The 22,152-nt window shown below is 68.1% G+C and carries 17 protein-coding genes and 1 pseudogene; 5 read left to right on the top strand and 13 right to left on the bottom strand.

What is annotated here, in order from left to right; genetic code table 11:
* Nucleotides 1–39: 39 nt before the first annotated feature.
* The 3 genes from ACH4YP_RS30355 to ACH4YP_RS30345 all read right to left on the bottom strand — a co-directional run bounded on the left by ACH4YP_RS30355 (nt 40) and on the right by ACH4YP_RS30345 (nt 3,111).
* On the bottom strand, nt 40–768 hold the full coding sequence (locus ACH4YP_RS30355) for a spermidine synthase (protein ID WP_361050557.1): 729 nt from the start codon (nt 766–768) through the stop codon (nt 40–42).
* Nucleotides 769–904: 136 nt separating this feature from the next.
* Nucleotides 905–2,590 (bottom strand): ribonuclease J, encoded by a 1,686-nt coding sequence (locus tag ACH4YP_RS30350; RefSeq protein ID WP_361050554.1) that lies wholly within the window; start codon nt 2,588–2,590, stop codon nt 905–907.
* 281 nt (nt 2,591–2,871) lie between these two features.
* The gene (locus ACH4YP_RS30345; protein WP_398493760.1) at nt 2,872–3,111 is read right to left on the bottom strand and encodes a PhzF family phenazine biosynthesis protein; all 240 of its coding nucleotides are present in this window, start codon (nt 3,109–3,111) and stop codon (nt 2,872–2,874) included.
* 319 nt (nt 3,112–3,430) lie between these two features.
* Here ACH4YP_RS30345 and ACH4YP_RS30340 point away from each other — a divergent pair, with 319 nt between their 5' ends.
* Entirely contained in the window at nt 3,431–4,393 is a 963-nt protein-coding gene (locus tag ACH4YP_RS30340; protein ID WP_398493758.1) for a hypothetical protein, read from the top strand.
* 261 nt (nt 4,394–4,654) lie between these two features.
* Here ACH4YP_RS30340 and ACH4YP_RS30335 read toward each other — a convergent pair.
* From ACH4YP_RS30335 to ACH4YP_RS30305, 7 genes and pseudogenes are all read right to left on the bottom strand, one after another.
* A pseudogene (locus ACH4YP_RS30335) lies at nt 4,655–5,014 on the bottom strand (RNA polymerase sigma factor); the annotation flags it as partial.
* A 204-nt stretch (nt 5,015–5,218) separates the two neighbouring features.
* Nucleotides 5,219–5,956 carry a phosphotransferase gene (locus ACH4YP_RS30330; protein ID WP_398493756.1) on the bottom strand — a complete coding sequence of 246 codons (738 nt, stop codon included), beginning with the start codon at nt 5,954–5,956 and terminating at the stop codon, nt 5,219–5,221.
* Between the two features lie 91 nt (nt 5,957–6,047).
* The gene (locus ACH4YP_RS30325; RefSeq protein WP_398493754.1) at nt 6,048–8,519 is read right to left on the bottom strand and encodes a CBM35 domain-containing protein; all 2,472 of its coding nucleotides are present in this window, start codon (nt 8,517–8,519) and stop codon (nt 6,048–6,050) included.
* Between the two features lie 100 nt (nt 8,520–8,619).
* Nucleotides 8,620–9,444: a carbohydrate ABC transporter permease gene (locus tag ACH4YP_RS30320; protein ID WP_398493828.1), complete on the bottom strand. Its 825-nt coding sequence runs from the start codon at nt 9,442–9,444 to the stop codon at nt 8,620–8,622.
* A 44-nt stretch (nt 9,445–9,488) separates the two neighbouring features.
* Entirely contained in the window at nt 9,489–10,418 is a 930-nt protein-coding gene (locus tag ACH4YP_RS30315; RefSeq protein WP_361050542.1) for a sugar ABC transporter permease, read from the bottom strand.
* A 43-nt stretch (nt 10,419–10,461) separates the two neighbouring features.
* Complete coding sequence (locus ACH4YP_RS30310; protein WP_398493752.1) at nt 10,462–11,796, bottom strand: ABC transporter substrate-binding protein; 1,335 nt, start codon at nt 11,794–11,796, stop codon at nt 10,462–10,464.
* A 108-nt stretch (nt 11,797–11,904) separates the two neighbouring features.
* The gene (locus tag ACH4YP_RS30305; RefSeq protein ID WP_398493751.1) at nt 11,905–12,972 is read right to left on the bottom strand and encodes a LacI family DNA-binding transcriptional regulator; all 1,068 of its coding nucleotides are present in this window, start codon (nt 12,970–12,972) and stop codon (nt 11,905–11,907) included.
* 85 nt (nt 12,973–13,057) lie between these two features.
* Here ACH4YP_RS30305 and ACH4YP_RS30300 point away from each other — a divergent pair, with 85 nt between their 5' ends.
* Both ACH4YP_RS30300 and ACH4YP_RS30295 read left to right on the top strand, forming a co-directional pair.
* Complete coding sequence (locus ACH4YP_RS30300) at nt 13,058–15,232, top strand: glycoside hydrolase family 36 protein (RefSeq protein WP_398493750.1); 2,175 nt, start codon at nt 13,058–13,060, stop codon at nt 15,230–15,232.
* Nucleotides 15,233–15,778: 546 nt separating this feature from the next.
* Nucleotides 15,779–16,759 (top strand): hypothetical protein, encoded by a 981-nt coding sequence (locus tag ACH4YP_RS30295; RefSeq protein WP_398493748.1) that lies wholly within the window; start codon nt 15,779–15,781, stop codon nt 16,757–16,759.
* Between the two features lie 118 nt (nt 16,760–16,877).
* Here the strand turns inward: ACH4YP_RS30295 and ACH4YP_RS30290 are convergent, their stop codons facing one another.
* From ACH4YP_RS30290 to ACH4YP_RS30280, 3 genes are all read right to left on the bottom strand, one after another.
* Nucleotides 16,878–19,853: a glycoside hydrolase family 2 TIM barrel-domain containing protein gene (locus tag ACH4YP_RS30290; RefSeq protein ID WP_398493746.1), complete on the bottom strand. Its 2,976-nt coding sequence runs from the start codon at nt 19,851–19,853 to the stop codon at nt 16,878–16,880.
* 51 nt (nt 19,854–19,904) lie between these two features.
* The gene (locus tag ACH4YP_RS30285; RefSeq protein WP_398493744.1) at nt 19,905–20,195 is read right to left on the bottom strand and encodes a hypothetical protein; all 291 of its coding nucleotides are present in this window, start codon (nt 20,193–20,195) and stop codon (nt 19,905–19,907) included.
* A 300-nt stretch (nt 20,196–20,495) separates the two neighbouring features.
* Complete coding sequence (locus ACH4YP_RS30280; RefSeq protein ID WP_361050521.1) at nt 20,496–21,500, bottom strand: LacI family DNA-binding transcriptional regulator; 1,005 nt, start codon at nt 21,498–21,500, stop codon at nt 20,496–20,498.
* A 156-nt stretch (nt 21,501–21,656) separates the two neighbouring features.
* Here ACH4YP_RS30280 and ACH4YP_RS30275 point away from each other — a divergent pair, with 156 nt between their 5' ends.
* Nucleotides 21,657–21,842 carry a hypothetical protein gene (locus ACH4YP_RS30275; RefSeq protein WP_143642668.1) on the top strand — a complete coding sequence of 62 codons (186 nt, stop codon included), beginning with the start codon at nt 21,657–21,659 and terminating at the stop codon, nt 21,840–21,842.
* Nucleotides 21,839–22,150: a hypothetical protein gene (locus ACH4YP_RS30270; RefSeq protein WP_361050518.1), complete on the top strand. Its 312-nt coding sequence runs from the start codon at nt 21,839–21,841 to the stop codon at nt 22,148–22,150. Before ACH4YP_RS30275 ends, ACH4YP_RS30270 begins: the two co-directional genes overlap by 4 nt.
* Nucleotides 22,151–22,152 lie beyond the last annotated feature (2 nt).

The following is a 22,152-nucleotide window of genomic DNA, read 5'->3' as shown; positions in this document are numbered from 1 at the left end:
CCGAAGGTCGTGCCCCGGGCGACGAGCCGAACTGTCTGCCTACGGCGAGCCCGGTGCTGTCCTGGCCACGTAGACGGTGTTGGTCGAGGTGCCGCCTTGCAGGGGATTGTCGAAGTCGACGACATGGGCCGCTGCTTGTGGGAAGACCTCTGCGAGTACGGAGGTGAAGAGCTTGTCCGGGGGGTCGTTCGACCACAGGGCGAAGACCCCGTCGGGGTGGAGGTGTTCGGAGAGAGCGCGGAGCCCGGCGGGCTGGTAGAGCGCCGCGTGGCGCGGGTGGAGGACATGGCGCGGCGAGTGGTCGACATCCAGCAGGATGGCGTGGAAGCGGCGGCCCGGCTCCTCCGGGTCCAGACCGAGCGAATCGGCCGCCATCGCGAAGAAGTCGCCCTGGACCAGGCGGCAGCGGGGGTCCGAGGCCAGCCGGGCGCCGAGCGGGACCAGGCCCCGCTGATGCCAGTCGATGACCTCGGCGAGCGTCTCGATCACGGCCAGCGAGCGCACCCGGGGGTCGTCCAGCGCAGCGGCGGCGGTGTACCCGAGTCCGAGTCCGCCGACGACGACGTCGAGTTCGGCGTCCGGCAGTTTCGCCAGTCCGAGTTCCGTGAGCGCGATCTCGCCGGCTGTGAAGAGGCTGGACATCAAGAACTCGTCGCCGAGCTTCACCTCGTACACGTCGGTGCCCGATGACGGGTCGCGTCGGCGCCGCAGACTGATGTCGCCCATCGCTGTCGGACGCCAGTCGATCTCCTCGAAACGCGCGCTCATCCGTATGCCTTTCTGAGGCACCGTCGGTGCCGGAAGTCGGTGCCTGGAACGTCGCTCTGCGCCGGCACGGACGCAGGCGCGGAACCGTCCCTGCCCTGCCGAGAGGGCAGAGCAGGGAGAGGAGACGGACGGCCGGTCAGGCGTCGATGATGACGGGGATGATGAGAGGCCTGCGGCGGTGGGTGCGGAAGGCCCAGTTCGCCACGGCGCGGGCGATGAGCTGCTCCAACTGGTGTGCGTCGCCGACGCCTTCCTGGGCCGCGGTCGCCAGAGTCTTCTCGATGACAGGGATGACCGGTTCGAAGGTGGAGTCGTCGTGGACGAAGCCGCGGGCCAGGAAGTCGGGGGTCTCGGCAAGGGCGCCCGTGTCGGCGTCGACGATCGCCACCACGGTGACCACGCCCTCCTCCGCGAGGGTGAGGCGGTCCTTCAGGGACGCCTCGGTGGCGCCGCCGACCTCCATGCCGTCCACGTACACGTTGCCCGCGGGCACCTTGCCGGTGATCGACGCACGACCGTCGACAAGGTCGACGACGACGCCGTCCTCGGCGATGACCACCCGCTCGGGATCGACCCCCGTACGGATGGCGAGGTCGGCGTTGGCCCGGAGATGGCGCCATTCGCCGTGCACGGGCATGACGTTGCGGGGCTTGACGATGTTGTAGCAGTAGACGAGCTCACCGGCGCTGGCGTGCCCGGAGACGTGCACCTTGGCGTTGCCCTTGTGGACGACATGGGCGCCCCAACGGGTCAGCCCGTTGATCACCCGATAGATGGCGTTCTCGTTGCCGGGGATCAGGGAACTGGCGAGCAGGACGGTGTCGCCCTTGCCGATGCGGATCACGTGGTCGCGGTTGGCCATCCGGGACAGAGCCGCCATCGGCTCGCCCTGGGATCCGGTGCACACCAGAGTGATCTTGTGGTCGGCCAGCTTCTCCATTTCCTTGGTGCTCACGACCAGGCCGCTGGGAACCTTCAGGTACCCGAGGTCGCGAGCGATGCCCATGTTGCGGACCATGGAGCGGCCCACGAAGGCGACCTTGCGACCGTGCTGGTGCGCGGCGTCCAATACCTGCTGGATACGGTGCACATGGCTGGCGAAGCTGGAGACGATCACGCGGCGCGGGGCCGTACGCATCACCTGTTCGATCGCCGGGTTCAGTTCGCGCTCGGAGGTGGTGAAGCCGGGGACCTCGGCGTTGGTGGAGTCGGTGAGGAAGAGATCGACGCCTTCCTCGCCGAGGCGGGCGAAGGCGCGCAGGTCGGTGATGCGGTCGTCCAGCGGGAACTGGTCCATCTTGAAGTCACCGGTGTGCAGCACCATCCCGGCCCCGGTGCGGATCGCGACCGCGAGGCTGTCAGGGATGGAGTGGTTGACGGCCACGAATTCGCAGTTGAAGGGGCCGAAGCCGCGCCGGTCGCCCTCGCGTACCCGTACCGTGCGCGGCCGGATGCCGTGCTCCTTGAGTTTGGCCTCCAGGAACGCCAGCGTCAGCTTCGAGCCCACGACAGGGATGTCGGAGCGCTCGCGCAGGAGGTACGGCACGGCACCGATGTGGTCCTCGTGGCCATGGGTGAGTACCACGGCCACGATGTCGTCCAGGCGGTCACGGATCGAGGTGAAGTCCGGCAGGATCACGTCCACGCCGGGCTGGGTCTCTTCGGGGAACAGCACGCCGCAGTCGACGATGAGCAGCTTGCCGGCATGCTCGAAGACGGTCATGTTGCGGCCGATCTCACCCAGGCCGCCCAGGGCGACGACCCTGAGCCCTCCTTCAGGCAGGGGAGGGGCGGCTTTGAGTTCAGGATGCGGATGGCTCATATTCTGACGTTACCGGAGAGTCCGCCGAGGTGATCCACTGCCTGCCCAACGAGCCGGTTCTGCGCGGCGCGGCCGAGGCGGTCCGAGGGGGTGCGGGGCGGCGCCGGCAGCTGACGGGACAGCGTGCGGTGGAGGCGGTGGAGGTTGCCGTGGGAGAGCCGTACGCCGGGTGTGACGGAGAAGATCTCGCGTCCCTTGTGCCGACGGCCCGCGTCGGCTACCTCTGGTAGGCGGCGGCGTGGCGGGCGGGGCCCCTGGCGGTTGTCCCGCAGGTACTCCTGCTACTCCTGCACGATGCGGTCTGAGTGCTGCGGTGTGCCGCCGTTCTCCAGCCAGGCGTACGCGGACCCAAGTGTGGGGTGCCCGGCGAACGGGAGTTCACCGCCAGGGGTGAAGATCTGCAGCCGGTAGTCGGCCTCCGCCACGGTGGAGGGCAGTACGAACGTGGTCTCGGACAGATTCGTCCGACCGCCGACCGCCGACCGCCGACCGCCGACCGCCGACCTCGCCTCATCGGGCACGCCCTGAGGACTACCGCGGAGTCGTCAAGTACAGGTGGGACGGCGATGGTCCATCGGCAGACAGGCACACACGCGTATGGATCCGAATCACTGGAGTATGCGAATCCGCGACCGGCGAACCGATCCTCGGTGGTGTCCGTTCCCATCCATAAAGTCGTATCCGTCTTCGGGAAGGCCCCCGTGACCAATGAGACCTGGCATTTTCCCCGCGACCTCAGGGGCATCTTCGAACCTGAAGGCCTCACCACCCGGCAGGCCGATGAAGCGCTCGCCTGCGCCTGGGAATATGTGCGAACGATCGTTCCCGCCTACACGGACCGTGCGCGATACATTGGCGCTCGCACGTCTCACGGCAATCTCCACCGTGACGGAATTCCGAGGCGGACATATTTCTCCCCTGGCTTCCCCGATCATTGCGGGATATGACACCGGTGAACTGCTGGCCACCCTCTTCGCTGGAACTTCCGTTCACGAGGCCATGGCCCGCGAGTACTACTTCTCGATCCTGATCACCGCTGAAAAATCCTCCCCGCGCGGGAACGCCGAACTCCTGAGCCGCTACACGGCAGCGATCGCCCACAGCCCCGCTCAGTGGTTTCGAATTCGTGACTGCGATGCCCAGGCCCGTCTCTTCATCGCCGCCTCCCTCGCCTGCAACAACATCGAAGACGCTTGGCCAACCGAAGAGCAGAACCAGATCCTCACTGAAATCTGCGACGCGATGTACGACGCGGTGGCCTACCACAAGCACCGGGCCGAGGGCGAAATCTGCAACACCTTCGCCTACGCTGACCCCAGCCTTCGCCAGAACACCTATTGCACCTATCGAGAAACACTGTGGAATATCGACGCCCGCTGGGCCGACACTCCCGAACGTACTCCCGTAGTCAACTTTCTCCGAAATATTGACGGCCCCATCCACATGACCACGCGCCGCTACCGCTTCGTCGAGGACGGCCTCACCATCGGCAATCCTGAAACATCCCAGACCGTCGACCAGGCACGCCAGAACGTCAAACTCTGGTACCGCCTCAGCTCGACCCCACAGCACAACAACCACTACCAGGACATCATCGCCAACCAAGACGGAGTCCTGTTCCCCGGATTCGCTGCAATCCTCGAGAACGCCGGACAGACCTGCGCCGACTGCCGATATCCTTCCCAATACACGCCCCAACCTGATCAATTCGCAGGCGACCGCGTCTGCGCCGCGTACCAGGAGGCATTCGATACCCACCTCGCGGAACTCCCCGGACGTGCTCGGCGTGCCCTCGGGCTGTGAACTGATCAGACTCCAGTCAGACGGTCGACCCTCATCCGCCGATACGTTGAAGCTCCATTGTGAGCCCCACGGGGTAGTTACCGTTGCGGCCTGGCTGGAGTTGACGTGCTGGACCTCTCGATGGCCGTAGACCTGCTTTATCCACGTCCAAGCGGTGTCGTTGCGATTGTCCCCGAAGAACGTGTCCGGCAGGTGCGTCGTCGACTTGATGTTGCTTCTGAGGGTTGATGCACCGCTCTACGTTGTTGCGCTGCTTGTAGGCGCGTCGAGCTTGTCCTCAAGGCGGACGATGTCGTCGGGCTCCAACAACCTCCGGCCGGAGAAGCGCAGATCACGTTCGGCCTCCCGCGCGACGCGGCGCCGCTCCGACGACACGACGTTGCGCGCGATGCCGAACAGCCAGGCCGTCTCGCTGCCGAGGCGCGGCCGGTAGGAGTGGGCCGAGTCGAGGACGGCGAGGAAGATCTCGGCCGTCAGGTCGGCCGCGGTGTGCGGATCGTCGACACGCCGGGCCACGAAACGCGTCACCGCGTCCACATGACGCCGATAGAACTCTTCGAAGAGCTGCGGGTCACGTGCCGCCGCCGCGGGTCCACCCCGTAACCGTTCCGCGCCGTCCACAGGCGACTCCCTCTCGTCGGAGACTCCCCGGCGATCCTCCTCGTCGTCGGAGGTGCACCGGAGTTCTTCAAAGGCACTTCACCTGTTTCTTGGGCCGAGGGGCGAAAAGCGTTACAGGGCGGACCGGGCGTCGAGTGCGCGGCAGGTTCCCTTCGGGCCGCTCCTCCTCGTCGTCGGTAGTCACGATGTCCGTCACCAAGCACGTCATCGCAGTGCGCGAGCCAGGGCACCCCGGTGGTCCAGGACCCACTGCCAGGCAGCCCGGACCTCCGTGACCGCGCCGGTGTCTCGAAGACGGATCATCGCCCGGTCTCCTGCCTGGGCCGCTGCCTCGATGCCGCGCCAGCACCTGTCCTGCCACCACAAGATCGTGGCGACGAGGTCATCCCGATCGGCCAGCTCATAGGTGTCGGCGACCAGCCGCAACCGCCGCGCGCTTTCGTCGATGTCTCTCACCCCTGGCCCGAGACCGATGTACTGCCAGCACACATGGGCGACATCGTGAATACGTGAGCCCGGGGCCGCCAAGTCCCAGTCGATGAACGCCACCGGGCGCAAGGCGCCGCCTACTGATCGGTAGACCGTGTTCCTGGGCGAGAGATCGTTGTGACAGACGACCTCCTGGGATCCGGCCAGCTCGGTGCCCGCCGTCAGATCATGGAACTCCCGCACGAGCCTGGTGACCAGCAACAGACTCGCCTCGGAGCACACGGCTGACGGCTGTTCTCGTTCCCAGGCCACGTGCCCGTCAAGGTAGGTGAGGATCTCGCGCCCGTCCTCGTCGAGACCAAGGTACCGCGGCGCACCGGGCCAGCCACGGACCTCAAGGAACCTCAGCAGTTCGGCGACGAACCCTGTCCTGGCCGAAGCGGGGCGGCGCACCGTGGCACCGACCCGCACGACGTGATTGACGAAGCCACCCGGCAATGACGATTCAGACATGCCTCCACTCTGAATCATCGTGACCTCTTCCGATGGCCACCACGGACTCACCTGGCACCACCACTTACATGATCGACCGGACAGGCCCGTCCTAGCCGATCACTCGCCCCAGTTCGATCCGGTCGATGTTGGGAGCCCACGCGCTCGCGTTCCCGAACGTGACCTTGTTGGAGCCCTTCTTGAGGTCGACGGGGACGCCCAGGGTCCAGTAGTCGTCCCAGCTCCAGGTGTTCTTGAAGGTGGCCTTCCGGGGGGCGGCGGTGCCCACCGTGATGTCCGCCGTACGGGACATGATGTCGGTGTTGTAGGAGTGGCCGTTGTCGCGACGGTCGTTGTGCGCGTAGTGGATGACGAGCATGTAGCGGCCGGACTTGGGCGCGTCCACCGTGAACTCGGCGGTGCTGGAAGGGCTGTTGCCGAGCCGGCCGATGTAGGAACCGGCGGAGGCGTGGGCGGAGTCGACGAGCTTGGCGCCGCCCGCGAGGGTGGCCGAGGCGCCCTCGTAGACGAGGGTGCCTGACGTCGAGCCGGCGCCCGAGACGTCGAGGGAGCGGACGGAGGCGTTCTTGGCCGTCATCGCGATACGGTTGTTGCCCGCCACGAGGTAGAGCCGCAGGGCCTGGCCGGGTGCCGCCGTCACCTTTTCACCGTGCAACTCCAGCTTCACCGCAGCAGAGGCGTGCGACACCACCGTGTAGTAGCCGTCGCGCGGGGCGTAGGCGTCGAAGACCGCCTTGTCACCGGAGCGCAGGACCAGGGCGCCTGTGCCAACCCCTGCCGACGAGGAGTAGTCGTAGGACGGCCTGCCGCTGATGTCCGCCAGCGTGGCCTCGTACGACGCGGAAGGCGCGGCGGTGGTACGGGCGGTGAGGTCGATGCGGTCGAGGGTGACCTCGGCGTCGCCCTTGGCCAGCGTCAGCACGTGTTGGCCGGCCGGGAGTTCGACGGTGACGTGCTTCTTGGCGCGGTAGGTCCAGTTCTCGGTCGAGGGGTAGGAGACCGTGACTGGATCCTTGCCGTCGACCGAGAGCTTCTGCGTGGCGGGTGCCCCGGACTGGTTGCCGTACAGGATCTCCAGGTCGTACGTGCCGGCTCTGGGCACCGTCACCGTGAAGTCGACCTTGCTGGAGGCCGTGTTGAGCGAGCCGACGTCCTTCGTCCCGGAGGCCGCGTAGCCGTTGGCGTTGCTGACCGTGCCCTGGGTGTAGACCTTGCCTCCGGTGATGGCCGCGTCCTCGGCCTCGTACGAAGCGGCCCACGGGACGGAAGCGGTGGACGGGGTGCCCGAGCCGCCGGGGGTGAGGGCGATCCGGTAGGCGGACATCTTGTGCATGCCGCGCAGCGGGACGGTCACCGAACCGTCGGCCGCGACCTTGACCTTCGTCCGTGCGAGGACACGCGGCGCCGCGTGCTGGCCCTCGTACCCCGACCAGGCGGACTCGGCGACGGTCGCGGTGACCGTGCGGCCGAAGACGGACCGGGAGACGTTCTGGACGACGACGTCGGAGTCACCGGCCGAGCCGCCGAGCAGGACCTGCGCCTGGCGCCGCTTCTTGTCGTACGAGGCCAGACCCTGCAGCGTGTCGACGGTGTTTGCCTGAGGCGGGGTCACCATGACGGTGTCGCCGGTCAGCCCGGCGTACCAACGGAAGAACCACCAGCCGCCGTTGGGGATGTTGGAACGCACCACGTTGCCGTCGAGGTTGCCTGCCGCGTCCCAGTAGGCCTGGTTGGCGTACACCTTGTTCCGCTCGAACATCGAGACCCACTGCGCGAGTTGGCCCGGAACGGACAGATCGCGGCGGTTGGCGTACTCGTCGATGTTGATCTTCAGCGGCGGGATGCCGAGGTTCTCCTCGATCGCGCGGTAACTGTCGTAGTTGCCCTGGAAGTTGCGCAGTGAGCTGGAGTCCAGCTCGTGCCAGGTCATGATCTGGGGGAGAACGTTCTCCCGCTTGGCGAAGGTGAGGAAGTCGGTCAACAGGCGTGTGTGGTAGCCGGATTCGTTCGGGCCGGCGATCCTGGCGTCGGGGTCGATCGCGCGGATCCGCTGGTACACCGTCTTCCAGTCCTTGAAGAACCGGTCGCGGTTGATCTCGTACTGCGCCTGGTTGGAGGTGCCGAGGTTGTACCAGATCTGGTCGGGCTCGTTGAAGGGGATGTAGACGAAACGGTCGCTGTTCGGGTCGGCCGAGACCTCCTTCACGATCTTGTCGACCTTGGGCAGGTAGTCGTCGATGCCGAGGTCTTCGTACGGCCACTTGGAGTAGATGTCCTGCATCATCACCAGGATCTCGCCGCCGCCGTTGCGGAAGAACGACTTGGAGACGGTGAGCGCGTCGCCGTTGGGATGCTGGGCGCCGCCCTCCGGCTTCTGGGAGACGCTGGTGATCTTCAAGGGTGCCAGTGCGGCGTCGCTGGGCACGCCGTCGTCGCTGAGCCCGTACAGGGTGCCGTTGGCGCCATGCATCACCGGGCCCTCGGAGGCGGCCAGGTCGACGGTGACGCGCTGCGGGTCGGCGGCGGCGGTCGCGGTTCCCGCCGCGGGGAGGGTGCCTGCCATGGCGGTGACTCCAAGTGCGGCTGTGACAAGGGCGGTTCTGGTACGGGACCTGGTGCGGGATCTCGAACGGGTGGGGGTGCTCACGCTGTTGGACCTCCAGTCATTTGACGGCTCCACTGGTGATTCCGGACACGATCTTTCGCTGGGCCACCAGGAAGATGGCGACCATGGGCAGGCTCATCACCACGACGTACGCGAAGACGAGATGCCAGTTGTTGAGGTAGAGCTGGGCGCTGGCGACCTTGTAGAGGTTGAGCGGCAGGGTCGCCTTCTCTCCGCCGCCGAGGACGAAGAAGGCGTAGAAGATGTCGCTCCAGGCGTAGAGCATCACCATGATCGTCGCGGTGGCGATGACCGGCCTGAGCAGCGGCAGGATGATCTGCCGGAAGATCCGCAGCGGCGTCGCGCCGTCCATCCGCGCGGCCTCCTCCAGCTCCACGGGGATGGCCCGGATGAAGCCCGTCATGAAGAAGATCGACGTGGAGAGGTACATCCCGGTGTAGACGGCGATCATTCCGGGCCGGGTGCCCGCGAGACCCAGCTGCCGCAGTTCCATGACGATGGTGATGACGGCGGGTGGCAGCAGCAGTCCGCTGATGCAGAGCGCGTACGCCGCCGAGACCAGCTTCGACCTGCGACGCGCGAAGACCCACGCGGCACCTGCCCCCAGGATCAGCACGAGAGCGACCGAAGGCACCACGACGAGCAGGGAGTTGAGGAAGCCGCGCAGCATCTCGCCCTGGCCGACGGCGTCCTCGTAGTTGCTGCCCGGCTGCCACTGGTGCGGCAGGTCCAGGTTGGGCGTGATCGCTTCGGCCTGCGGCTTGGCGGAGGTGACGGCGACCAGCCACAGCGGTACGCCGACGGCGAGCCCGGCGATCAGCAGGACGATGACCGGACGGCCGTAACGCCAGGCGGGGTGCACGGCGGGCGCGGGACGCACAGCGGATGCGGGAATCGCGGTGGTGCTCACAGGAGTTGCTCCCTTCGGCGCAGTCCGATGACGAGGGGGATCGCGACGGCGACGACGACCAGGAAGAGGACGAGGCTCATCGCGGAGGCCTGGGCGTACAGGCCCTGTCCGAAGATGCGGAACATGTAGATGTTGAAGACCTCGGTGGAGGCCGCGGGCCCGCCGCCCGTCGTGGCCTGCACGATGTCGAAGGTGTTCATCGAACCGATCAGCGCCGTGGTGACGTTGAAGGTGAGGGCGGGCGCCAGCATCGGCCAGCGCACCGACCAGAAGGTCCGCCACGGCCCGGCGCCGTCGCACTTCGCGGCCTCCAGCATCTCGCCGGGGATGCCCTTGAGGCCGGCGAGATAGATCAGCATGGACAGGCCCATCCACTTCCAGCCGTGGATGACGGTGACCAGGACCAGCGTCCACGTCGTCGAGCCGAGCCAGGGGATGTCGGTGCCGAGGAGTCCGTTCACGGCGCCGTCCTGGTTCAGCAGCGCCTGGAAGACGTAACCGGTGGCGAGTGCCGAGATGAGCACCGGCAGGAAGAAGACGGCGCGGAAGAACCGGTTGAACCGGGAGTCCGACTCCAGCAGCAGCGCCAGCACAAGCCCGAAGCCGTTCTGGAAGACCGCCGCCAGCAGGGCGTACACCAGGGTCGTACGGATGGCCCGCAGCAGGGATCCGTCGTCGGCGATGGTCTTGAAGTTGTCGAGGCCGGTGAAGGCGATGTCCGGGTGGTACGAGGACCAATTGGTGAACGGGTAGTAGAAGTTGAGCAGGTTCGGCACCAGGAAGAAGGCCGCGAAGACGGCGATCGCGGGGAGCGCGAACCACCAGGGGTGGTGGACGGCGGCGCGGGGCAGCCGCCCCACCTTTCCCGCCCGGCTCTTGGCGGGCGACGGTTTCTGCGTACGCGTGCGTATGGCCGTGTCCGCCATCGGAAGGTCCTTGCCGGTCGGGTCGGTCGGGCCAGAAGCCGATCTAGAAGCCGGGCGCGGCCTGGGCTTTGGCCACCTGCGCGAACTGGTCCTGGATCGCCTGCGCGACCTGCTGCGGGCTCTTCTTCCCGTAGAGCATGTCGGCGAGGTACAGGTGGGTGTCCGGCGCGACGATCGCCTTGGCCTGGAAGACGCCGATGGCCGTGGGCAGCGCGGCGACCTGGTCCTTCGACGCCTGGGGAAGGCCGTCGGGGGTCGGCACGGACGGCTGCACGGAGGGGATCTTCATCGCCTGGATGTAGTCGGGGTAGTCCGGCCCGAGCCAGAAGGCCATGAACTGACGGGCGGCGTTCTGCCGCTTCTCGTCACCGGTCCTGAACGCGACCACGCCGTTGGTCTGGTCGGGGGAGTACATCCCGGTCGCGGAGGAGTTGGCGATCGGGAACCAGCCGATCCTCTTGTCGATCTCGGCTGTGGAGTACTTGGCCTGCAACTGGCTCTGGAAGGAGGTGACGTTGAGGACCATGCCGGACTCACCCTTCCAGAGGGAGTCGGCCTGCCCGGTGAAGGTGCCGGTCCTGTAGTTCTTCTGCGCGAGCCCGGCGTCGAGCAGCTTCTCCTTGTACTTCTTGATGGCGCCGACGACGACCGGGTCGGTCCACTTCTCCTTGTTCTGGTTGAGGTCGGCCCACCACTGCTTGTCGAGGTCGGTGAGCTGGACCTGCGTCTGCCACTGCAGCGGCCACTTGTCGCCGCCCGCCTCGTAGAAGCCGGCCGCGTCGGTCCTGTCCGTGACGGTGCTGCCCAGTGCCAGCAGTTCGTCGTACGACTTGGGGAAGTCCTTCTCGGTGAGTCCGGCCTTCTTGAAGACGTCCTTGTTGTAGTAGACGCCGAGCATGGAGGGGCTGGTGACGATCGCCGCGTACCGCTTGCCGTCGATCACGCCGAGCGACCTCTCGGTGTCGCCGAGCCTGGACTCCCACTCCTCCCCGTCGAGAGGGAGGAGGTTCTGCCTCGGCTGGATGAACGGCAGCGTCGAGATGGACGGCTGCCAGAACATCAGGTCCGGCTTGTCGCCGGAGGCGAGCTTGGTCGGCACGTTCTGCTCGTACGGGTCGGGGATGGCCTGTGCCTCGACCTCGGCGCCGGTGGCCTTCTCGAAGGCGTCGATGACCTGCTTCGGCGCGTTGACGGTGTTCTGTGCGGTCCACATGGTCAGCTTCACGCCGTCCAGTCGGGCGGTCGGGTCGACCCTCGTCTGCTTTCCGCCCGAGTCGGAGGAGGAACCGGAGCCGTCGGCGGTGGGGTCACTGCACGCGGTGGCGGACAGAGCGGCGGCGCATATGAAGGCCAGCGCAGGCAGGGCTCTTCTCTTCATGGTGTGCCTTTCGCGAACGGGCTCAGGTCGGCGGATCGGAAAGCGGTCCAACTGAGGAGGTGGGAGCGGGCAGTTCGGGTGCAGCAGGACAGGGGGAGCGGGGCCGGTTCACCCGCGTTCGGGCGGCGGTCCCGAGCTCTCCCGCACGATCAGTTCCGGTACGGAGACGGGGTGCGGGGCGATCTGCGCGGACTCCTCCAGCACGCCGTGCAGCAGGGCGAACGCGGACCGGCCGAGACCGGTGAAGTCCAGGCGTACGGTCGTCAGCGACGGGGTGAGATAGGCGGAGTGCGGGGCGTCGTCGAACCCGGCCACGCTGACGTCGCCGGGGATTGCCCGGCCCGTCTCGTGGAGGGCGCGGATGACCCCGAGCGCGAGGTCGTCGTTGCCGCACAGAATCGCGGTGACGTCAGGGTTCCCTGCGAGTTCGAGGCCCGCCGCGTGGCCGCCCGCAGGTCCCCAACTCCCTTGCAGCGGGCGGGGCTTAGGCGCTCCAGCCTCCTTGAGTGCCTGCTGCCAGCCGGTGGTACGGGCACTGGTGCGCCGGGTGCTGGACGGGATGGCGACGTAGTGCACGGTCTCGTGGCCGAGGGCGAGCAGATGGCGGGTCGCCTTGTAGGCGGCCTCGCGGTCGTCGGCCCACACCCAGGGGCGGTCGTCGCCGGGCGGGCTCGCCGGGGTCTCCACCACGCCGACGACCGGCAGATCGGCGGGCACCGCGCCCAGGGCCCGTACACCGGCCGGATCGTAGGCGATCACGATCAGACCGCCGCCGGCGTCCGCCGACCGCTGCACCTGCGCGGCGACGGCTGCCTCGTCGGCCCCGTCGGCTGATTCGAGTACGCCGATCCCCACGGTGTAGGAGGCCGCCCGTGCCGCCTCCTCGATGCCCTGGAGGACCGAGGCGTAGCCGTAGTGCGTGGTGTTGGAGGTGAGCACGGTCACGGCGCGGCTGCGTCCGCTGGCGAGGGCGAGCGCGGTGGAGTTGCGCCTGAACCCCAGTTCGTCGATGGCGGAGAGCACCCGCTCCCGGGTGGACGGCTTGACGCTGGGATGGTCGTTGATCACCCGGGAGACGGTCTGGTACGAGACCCCGGCCGCGGTCGCGACATCCCTGATACTCACCGAGCGCCTTGTGTGACCGGTCACATTCATGCCAGGATTGTGACCGGTCACATGAGGCTCGTCAAGAGACCGTAATCATGAATTCACGCGACAGACTCGGACCGCCGTCAGTGGCGGTCAGCGGGAGGGGAAGACGTTGACCGTTACTTCGGACGCGGCGGGCGCGGCCCCCAACGGCACGCATCAGAAGGTGACTTGGGGGCACCGGGCGCTGGAGGCGGAGTTCGTCACCGGCGCCGACGGGGTTCCGCGGTTGGTCCGGCTGGCACGCCCCTGCCCTCAACCTCGTTCGAGCGGGGTGGCCCCCGTCGGTGACCCGGTGTCCGAGTCCGGTTCCGATGCCCCTCTCCACCTTGTGGAGCTCACTGCCCTCGGTCACGGAAGCGGCTGGTCCGGCCCGCGCTTCACCGGTACGGCCCTCGGTTCGCGCCTGCGCTACTGCGGTCACGTCACCGAGGAACGCGACGGCTGGACCCGCCTGACTGTCGAACTCCACGACCCCGGCACCCGGTTGACCGCATTCGTCGAGTTGTCCTCGCCCATCGGACTGCCCGTGCTCCGCTCCCGCGTCCGCCTCCGCAACGACGGAGAGGAACCCCTCGTCGTCCAGTCCGTCAGCAGTCTGCTGCTCGGCGCCCTTCCTTCCCCCGACGGCCTCGACGTCCACCGCGCGCGCAACGACTGGCTGGCGGAGTGCCGTTGGTGCGCCGAGCCGCTGCGGGACACCGTCACCGACATCCATGTCGACGTCCACCAGCACGACAGCCGGGCAGCACTGACCCTGGCCGGACGCGGCAGCTGGCCCACCGACGGACACCTTCCGATGGGCGCCCTCACCGAACGCGGGGGCGACCGGGCCTGGTTGTGGCAGGTCGAATCCCCGGCGGGCTGGCGATGGGACCTCGGCGAGCGCGACCACGGCACGTATTTGGCGCTGAACGGGCCCATGGACGCGGAGCACCAGTGGCGGGTCCGACTGGCACCCGGCTCCGAACTCACCACCGTGCACGGCGTCCTGGCCCTCGGTTCCGGGCTGGACGACGCCTTCGGCGCCCTGACCTCGTACCGCCGTGCCGTACGCCGCCCGCACCCGGACCACACCACGCTGCCGGTCGTCTTCAACGACTACATGAACACGCTGATGGGTGACCCGACGACGGAGAAACTGCTGCCGCTCATCGACGCGGCCGCCGAGGCCGGGTCGGAGTACTTCTGCATCGATTCCGGCTGGTACGACGACGGCACCGAGGGCTGGTGGGACAGCGTCGGCGAGTGGCTGCCCGCGTCGCGCCGCTTCCCCGACGGCGGAATCCAGGAGGTCCTGGGCCGGATCCGGGAGCGTGGCATGGTGCCCGGGCTGTGGCTGGAGCCGGAGGTCGTGGGCGTGCGCAGTCCTGTCGCGGACTCACTGCCGCCCGACGCCTTCTTCCAGCGCGACGGCCTGCGCATCACCGAGCAGGGCCGCCACCAGCTCGATCTGCGACACCCCGCCGCCCGTGCGCACCTGGACAAGACGGTGGACCGGATCGTCGGCGACTGGGGGGTGGGCTACCTCAAACTGGACTACAACATCGTGGTCGACCCGGGGACCTGCGCGCCCGGGGACATCGCGCCGGGAGCCGGACTGCTCGGCCACGCCGAGGCGTACCTGGACTGGCTGTCCGGGGTGCTGGACCGGTACCCGGGACTGGTGATCGAGAACTGCGCCTCGGGCGGGATGCGGATGGACGGAGCGACGCTGGCCGTCGCCCAGCTGCAGTCCACCAGCGACCAGCAGGACCCGCTGCGCCTCCCGCTGATCGCGGCCGCCGCACCGACGGCGGTCCCGCCCGAGCAGGGCGCCGTCTGGGCCTACCCGCAGCCTGGGTACGACGACGACCTGATCACCTTCACCCTGGGTGGGGCGCTGCTCGGGCGCATCCACCTGTCGGGCCACCTGAACCGGATGTCGGAGCGTCAGCTCGCCCTCGTACGGGACGCGGTGACCACGTACAAGTCGATCCGCGGGGAGCTGGCGGAGGCCGTGCCCTTCTGGCCGCTCGGCCTGCCGGGCTGGACGGACGAATGGCTGGCCCTGGGCATGCGGGTGCCCGGAGACAGTACGTCGTACCTCTCGGTCTGGCGCCGTGGCGGGGAGCCCGAACTCCAGCTGCCGGTAGGGCACTTGGCGGGCCGGAGGGTCCACACGGAGATCCTGCACCCGTCCCCCTCCCGGACAGCCGGAACGGCGCTCTGGGACGGGGACGGACTGCGGGTGTCACTGCCACGCACGCCCGCTGTCCTGCTGATACGTCTCACCCCGGGCCCATAGGGACACGGCCCGGGAACACGGGCTGCGACGCGTGCACCTCAGAACTCTCCGTGGACGGCAGGGATCGAACGGAACACGTACCCGCAGCGCCTGAGGTGCATGAAAGCACCGCGCCAAGCTGTCGTCATGTTCCTGGGTGAAGCTCGGCGGCCGTTGGTGGGTCCTCGACCACGTGCTCCCCGGGCCCGAGCAGGTCAAGGGCGAGCCACCCTCGCGGAACATCCAGAGGCTCGCCGGCTACATGACTCTGATCGGCCCGGACACCGCCAACTTCGACGCGGCGGGGATGCCCACGATGCAGTTCGTACCGACCGAGGACGAACCGCCGGGCTGCGCCCAGGCAGCTGCCTGCGCGCAGGCGCAAAGGCGGGTTTGGGAGGTGCTCCGATCCCGGTCGGGTGATGTTCACGAGATTCGACCGAATTGCGGTTCTTGTCAGGGCAGCCTCGGGGCGAGGTACGTGCCTTTGACCGGAAACGACGTACGGAAGGACGCGGTGTGGACTCGACAGGTCGCCGCATGATCAGGCACCCCCGACCGCCTGGCGTGGACACTCTCCACTGCACCGCGCGGAGCGGCCTGGAGGCGGTCCCCGATCCCCGCCATCGCACCATGGTCGCCGGTGTCGTGGCCTCCGGCCTTGTCGACGAGATGATCGCCCTCACCGAGGCCTTCGATCCGCCCGTCGACCTCGCTCAGGCCCGCGCCGACGCCGGCGTGCTCACGGCCGAGTTCGAGGCGTTCGGCGTCACCGTCCCCACCGCCACCACCCACAACATCACGCTGATGCGTGCCTTCATGGTGCCCATCGCCGACGACGCGCTCGCCCTCGCACTCGACCGCATCTGGGTGTTCACCACCAACATGGATGACGTGTGCTGCCACGACCCCGCAGAGGCCGAAGCCGTCCTGCGGGCCGGCATGCTGCACGAGCACGGCGCGTCATCGCCGAACACCCGATACATCCGGCACATGTTCAACGAGGTCGCGCCTTTCTGCGATCCGACGTTCCTCGCCGTCTTCAAGACCTTTTTCTACAACGCGATTACCGGAGTCCTCATGGAGGCGGAGTTCACTCCGGAGGCGTCCGACGGGGGCGACAGTGACTTCGTCCGTGTCTTCAACGGCTTCTCCCAGTTCTGGTTCACCGCACTTCAGTTCACCGATCCCTGCTTGAGTGCCCACCGCAATCGGCCGTTCTGGTCGGCGGCGCTGAGCCCGTGCGTCGCGTTTCTCAACGACATCAACGACGTCCTGTCCTTCTACAAGGAGGCGGTTCACGGCGAGGACTTCCTCGCCAGCCGGATCTACCGTCGCTCGGTGAGCGAGAACATCCCCTACCTCGCCGCCTACCGCCGGAGCCTCGACAGCGGACTGGCCGCCTACCGCCGCGTCCTGGAGCTCGCCGACGACGAGCAACGCCCGCACCTCGACCGGTACATGACCGCCTATGCGTACTGGCACTTCCACTGCCGCCGCTACCGCTGGCACGCCATCTACCCCGGGTTGACCCCGATCGACGTCTGATCCGGATGCGGCAGACCAGACCAGACCGGACCAGAACCAGCTCAGCACCCGGGCCCGCGGCGCGCGCGGCCCGCTGACTGCAGGCCGCGCACCACGCCGCAGGCACCGGCGCGGATCCTTATCCCGCAGAGATGCGCAACCTGATCGTGCGGGCCTCGGGCCTAAGTGCGAACTCGGGCCAGACGTCCGGTCCGCACGTCCGCGAGCCGAGACCGTGCTGGGCCGCGTCGACGATCAGGTGGCTCGTCGTCGAGTCGTCGAGCTCGAAGGGATGTGCGGCTCGGGCGATCTGCTGGGGGGTGTGGCGGCCGAGAGTGAAGCCGGGGCGACGCCCCCGGCTGTCGGGCAGGGCCTCGATGCGCAGTACCTCGGTGGAGCCGCTCGTCAGTGTCAGCCGACGCAGTTCGGAGCGGTGTCCGGTCTCCTGGGGGCGTGCGTAGTCGACCGAGAGGTCGTCGACCGAGGCGGAGAAACGGCCTGTACGGGCCGCGCGGAGACTGTCGGGGTAGGACTCCAGCGGGCCCAGGCCGAACCACTGGGCCCCGTCGACGGGAGCCACGCCGTCGGGCAGGTCGAAGCGGACCCCGATCCGGGGCCACACCGTCCGCCAGCCGCGCGAGGGCTCGATCTCCACGCGCAGTTCCAGCTCGCCGTCCTGGATCGACCAGGCGGACTCCACCAGCACGTACAGCGCGGAGTTCGCGGCGGAGACCTTGTCGAGGGTGCGCAGTGCGTCCGCGGTGTGCTCCACGGAGACGCGACGTGTGGTCAGCCGGTCGAGGCCGTCACGACGCCACAGGTCGGCGCTGGACACCCCGGCGATGCTGTCGTCGCTGTCCTCGACCCCGTCGGACGGGCTTTCGTCGTTGTCGGTCGGCGCGCGGAACAGCTCCAGCCGCGGCCCGGCCACGGCGCGGCCGGCCAGGCGGACGAGGGATCCACCGGCGAACTCGGCGATTCCGAGGGACAGGGTTCCGTCGCCCGGCCGCCAATCGGCCTGTGGCCGGACCGCGGGCACGGGAAGCCGTGTCGAGCAGTCCAGTTGGGCCGTCGCGAGCACATGTCCTTCAGGTGCCCAAGGAGTTGGGGCTGCCAGCGTCGCGTCGATCGTGAGCCACGTCTCGGCGTCGGGAGCGACGGCGATCGGTGGCAGTGACGCACGCTGCGACTCGCCCACGGCGACGACGGGGATCTCCAAGTCCCCCGAGGCGACGGGGAGTCCGTCGTGCTCCACGCGCCAGCGGAAGCGCAGGTCGGACGTGTCGGCAGAATGCCGCAGGTTCGTGACCGCGACCTTCCCGCCGTCGAAGACGAACTCGACGGGCTGCACCACCGCCTTGAACTCGTGGAGGCTGGGGGTGGGGACGTCGTTGCTCAACAGCATGCCGTCCATCACGAAGTTGCTGTCGTGCACGACCTCTCCGAAGTCGCCGCCGTAGGCGTAGTACGGCGTCCCGTCCGGGGCGGTGGCGAGGATGCCGTGATCGCGCCACTCCCATACGAAACCGCCGTGCAGCCGCGGATACTGGCGCACGAGTGCCTCGTACTGGTCGAACGCGCCCGGCCCGTTGCCCATCGCGTGCGCGTACTCGCACTGCAGGAACGGCTTGGTGCGCTGCCGGGCGCTCTGCGCGGGAGTGCAGTTCAGCAGTGCGGAGCGTGCGCCGTCGGCTCCGATCTGCTCGGTCTCCGGCACCGACGCGTACATGCGCGAGTAGATGTCGGTGTACTCGCCGGTGTAGTCGCCTTCGTAGTGCACGGGGCGTTCGGTGTCGCGGGCGTGGACCCACGCCGACATGGCGGCCAGGTTGCCGCCGGTCCCCGATTCGTTGCCGAGCGACCAGATCACGATGCTGGGATGGTTCTTGTCCCGTTCGACGGTGCGGCGGATGCGGTCCAGATACGCCTCGCGCCACGCCGGGTCGTCACTGGGATTGCCGACCCAGCCGATCTTGTCGAAACCGTGCGTCTCCAGATCGCATTCGAGGACCACCCAGAAGCCGAGTTCGTCGGCCAGGTCGAGCAGCCGGGGATGCGGCGGGTAGTGGCTGGTGCGGATGGCGTTGACGTTGAACCGCTTCATGAGGGCCAGGTCCTCGCGGGCGTGCTCCTCGTCGAAGACGCGGCCATGCTCGGGATGCGTCTCATGACGGTTCACCCCGTGGAAGACGACGCGGCTGCCGTTGACCAGGAACCGGTCGCCGCGGATCTCGACCGTACGGAAGCCCACCCGCAGCGCGATGCTCTCCGCGGCCGTGGACACGGTGGCGTCGTACAGGCGAGGCCGTTCCGCCGACCAGGGCTCCACGCCGGTGACGTCGAGGGGGGCCACGTCGGCCGGCGCCGCCCAGAGGTGCTCGACTCCGAGTTCGGGGATGCGCAGGGTGACCGGGAACGCGGCCGCGTCGGCCGTGATCTCCGCTTCGACGCGACCGCGCCCGTGGTCGAAGCCGGTCCGCAGCCAGACGTCCTCGATGCCTCCGGCGGGACGGGCGATCAGAGTGACGTCGCGGAAGATTCCCGGCAGCCACCACTGGTCCTGGTCCTCGACATAGCTGGCCGCCGACCACTGATGGACCCGTACGGCGACGACGTTGTCGCCTGTGCGCACCGCGGAGGTCACGTCGAATTCGTGGGCGAGCCGGCTCCCGCTCGCGCTGCCGATCTCAACACCGTTGACCCATACCCGGAACAGCGACTCGACGCCGTCGAAGCGCAGCACCACGCGTTCGGCGTCCGACCAGTCGGCGGGGACGTCGAAGTGGCGGCGGTAGTCGCCGGTCGGGTTCTCGTCCGGGACGTGGGGCGGGTCGATCGGGAAGGGGAACTGGATGTTCGTGTAGATAGGCCGGCCGTAGGCTCCGTCACCCTCCAGCACCCAGTGGGAGGGCACGGGGATGCTGTCCCAGCCGTCGTCGTCGAATCCGTCGGACGCGAAATCCTCCGTCACCGACGCCGTGGGGGACAGCCGGAACCGCCAGGATCCGTTCAGTGAACGCGAGGGTGCGTCGGAGTGCAGCCACGAGCGTGCCGGGCGCAGTGCGCCACGGCCTGGCGCGATGTCGGAGACATGGGAGGAGAGCTCGGTGGACAAGAGGTCACAACTCTTTCTGTGTGTCACGTATGACGCTGATACGGCGGGGCGCTATCGGAGTACGACCGTGCGGATCTCCCAGGGACCGAGGGCGAGTTCGAGTTCGTCCGGGGCCGGAGTGCCGGAGATCGGTCGGCCGAGCAGGTCCACGGTGGTGGCCTCGGAGAACGTGCCCGTCACGCGGACGGACGCGCTGTCGTTCATCACGGCCTGCAACGTGCAACCCGGCAGTTCCGGGCGGCAGTCGGCACCTCGCGGGCGCGGTTCCGCGCGCGACGAGCGCGTCGTTGCGGAACTCGCGGCGACGGCGGCGAAGCGGATGGGCGTGATTGTGCTGCTCATACGTTTCCGTTCCAGACAACGGCTGGCGACAGTGCCAGGCGGCTCGATGCTGATCCCTCGGACGGAGCGCCCTCTGAGTGGAAGGGACAGGAGGGAACGGTGTCGGTTCAAGCGCCGGGCGCCGTGGCGAGGTGGGGAGAACATTGGGTATGGATGCTTGTGAGCGGTCCCGTGAACGCTCACGGGAGCGTTCACGTAGTACTGGAAAGTACCTCGTGAGGTGCAATGCGAAGTGCTCGAAGTTTGTGCTTCGGCGCCGTTCAATGTCAAGACATGCGAGTCGGATGCGCTTCCGGCGGGTTACGCGGATCCGCTCAGCCGCAGCTCGGCATGTACGACCAGGTCCTCCACCGCGAGCGTGCGCGGGTCGGACAGCAGCCGTGCGACCTGCTCGATGGCGAGCACGCCGAGCTGCCGCGTGTCGAGGGCGACGCTGGTGAGCGGGGGCTCCATGAGCGCCCCGAGCTGAAGTCCGTCGAAGCCGATGACCGCCAGCTCCCGCGGCACGCTCCTGCCCAGTCGGCGGGCCTCCCGGAGAGCACCGATCGCGATGATGTCGTTGAACGTGAAGACCGCGGTGACGTCGGGGTGAGCGGTGAGCAACTCCCTGAGCGCCTTGCCACCACCGTCGGCCGTCTGATCAGCACCGACCACCATGCCCGCGTCGATCCCGTGCGCCGCCGCGGCCGCCGTGAACCACGTGTGCCGGATGCTCGGCTCGGCCCGGGCCTGGTGGTCGACCATGCCGATCCGCGTGTGCCCCTTCGCGACCAGGTGCGCGACCGCGGCGTGGACGCCCTCCCGGCCGTCGATCCGGATCGAGCTGAACCGGGTGGATCTGCCCTCACGGCCGATGAGCACCACCGGCATGCCACGGGTGAACGCCTCGAGTTCGCCGTCGGAGCAGCTGAAGTAGCCGATGACCGCGTCGACCTGCGAACTGATCACCTGGAGCGTGCCGAGCTCCTCCTCCGCCCGGTCGGTGGTGTCGTACACGACGACATGCCAGCCATGGGTCCGGGCGGCCTCCAGGGCGGAGGCCGCGACCTCGGTGAAGTACGGGTTGAGCAGGTCGGGGATGACCAGGCCGATGGTCATGGTGTCCTGGCGGACCAGGCCCCGGGCGAACCGGCTCGGCCGGTAACCGAGCGCGCGAGCGGTGTCCAGCACGCGCTGTTTGGTGTCGCTGTCGATCTCGTCCTTGTCGTTGAGCGCCCGCGACACGGTCTGCCGGGACACCCCCGCGGACCTGGCGACGTCGTTGATCGTGACCTTCCGGGACTCCGCCCCCGATGCCGACACCATCGCCCACCTCCTGCTTCTCGCGAACGCCGGTGCGCGCGCAAAGCCTGAGTATGCACGTACGGGGCTTCCGCTCGACGCCAGGCCTTGGACGAACCGGCCTCCTCGTATCGGGGCAGGGGGTGCGGTGATGGCAGACTTGGCACTAGATTTGGTGGCATGACTGCCATCACCGTTCGGATTCCCGACTCCATGGACAAGCCGTTGCGCGATGCCGCAGCCGGCGCCGCGTCGCTGAACGAGTACATCGTCAAGGCCGTGCGCCGTCAGATGACCCTAGATGCCGCCGGTCGGCTCGCCTCCCTGGAGCGCCTCGACCTCGATGGCGAGGGCGACACTCTGTGACGATCCGCAAGGGCGACGTGTGGGACGTCGACACCGGCAAGGGCAACCGGACCGTGCTGATCGCCAGCCTCGACGGGCTTGCCGACCGGTACGGGGCCGTGGTCGCCCTGGTGCTGCACGCCCCCGCGGCGCATCCCGATACGGCGATGAGCGTGCGCCTGGCGACTCCGGTCGACGCCTCCGTCGTGGCCGTCAACCTGCTCCAGCTCTCCGCGGTCCGCTTCGAGACGGGCACCTGTCTCGGCAACATCGGCCCCGAGCAGCAGGCCCTGGTCGACGACGCGCTCCGGGCGGTGCTCGACCTGTAGCC

It is taken from the genome of Streptomyces sp. NPDC020747, from assembly GCF_044334695.1.
Classification (GTDB): domain Bacteria; phylum Actinomycetota; class Actinomycetes; order Streptomycetales; family Streptomycetaceae; genus Streptomyces.
This window is presented reverse-complemented; position numbering and strand designations above follow the sequence as displayed.